This is a genomic window from Salipiger sp. PrR003, from assembly GCF_010500785.1.
Classification (GTDB): domain Bacteria; phylum Pseudomonadota; class Alphaproteobacteria; order Rhodobacterales; family Rhodobacteraceae; genus Salipiger; species Salipiger pacificus_A.
Genome location: NZ_JAAGOV010000022.1, coordinates 1 through 1025, shown reverse-complemented (window position 1 = coordinate 1025; position 1025 = coordinate 1). Strand labels below are relative to the sequence as shown.

The window sequence follows — 1025 nt, the reverse complement described above, 5'->3', positions numbered from 1 at the left end:
GTGGCCGCCGTCGTGGATCTCGGTCCGGACGTCGGCGCCACTGTCGACCAGCCACGTCAGCAGCCCTTCGGTGAGCGGCCACGGGCAGATCGGATCTCGGCGCCCGGCGGTGACCAGCACGCGCCGACCGCCGAGATCGACCGGCGCCGGCTGCCACGGGATCAGCGGGTGCAGCAGTCCGATCCGGTCGAAAAGATCGGGTTGCGCCATCACCACCGAAGCGAGGATGTTGGCGCCGTTGGAATAGCCGAAGCCATAGACCGGAACGCCCGGATTGGCGGCTTTGTGCGCGGCGACGAAGGCCGCCATCCGCGCGGTCCGCTCGGCGAGGTCCTCCATGTCGTAGACGCCCTCGCCGGTGCGCCGAAAGAAGCGCGCGGCGCCGCCTTCCGAGACGTCGCCCCGGGGCGAGACGATGCCCGCGTCGGGGTGGATCTGCCGCACCAGTTCGAAGAACTGGGTCTCGTCTCCGCCGGTGCCATGAAACGCGAAGATCAGCGGCGCCCCCGGATCGGGGGCACGGGTGCGGGCGTGGTAGCTCAGGGTCTGGGTCATGGCGATCAGGCTCCAATTGCGGGCAGACGCCCTTCGATCTGGCCGCGGTACGGCTCGTATCTGGTCGGCAGCTTCAGCGCCTGCCCGAGGTTCGCGGTGTCCTCGTCCCGGTCGAAGCCGGGCTCGTTGGTGGCGATCTCGAAGAGCACGCCGCCGGGGGTGCGGAAGTAGATCGCCCAGAAGTAGTCGCGGTCGATCACCGGGGTCACCTGGTAGCCGGTGTCGAGCAGCGCGTCGCGCACCCGCAGCTGCGCCGCGCGGTCCTCGACTGCAAAGGCGATGTGATGCACCGATCCCGCGCCCTGCGCCGCGGCCTGACCTCCGGGCACCGCCTCGAGGTTGATGGTGTCGGCGGCGTTGCCGCCCTCGATGCGGTAGCGGGTCACGGCGCCGTCGGTCTCGTCCTTCTGGTAGCCCATGAAGCTCAGCAGCTCGGCGGTGGCGGCGCTGTCGCGCAGCCGCATCCGGGC

Annotated in this window: 2 protein-coding genes; both read right to left on the bottom strand. The window is 70.3% G+C overall.

From position 1 onward, the window contains the following. Window positions 1-555: alpha/beta hydrolase (locus G0D83_RS02105; protein ID WP_164189084.1), on the bottom strand; the 555-nt coding region annotated here is incomplete at its 3' end. Between the two features lie 5 nt (window positions 556-560). After that, window positions 561-1025: VOC family protein (locus G0D83_RS02100; protein ID WP_203595559.1), on the bottom strand; the 465-nt coding region annotated here is incomplete at its 5' end.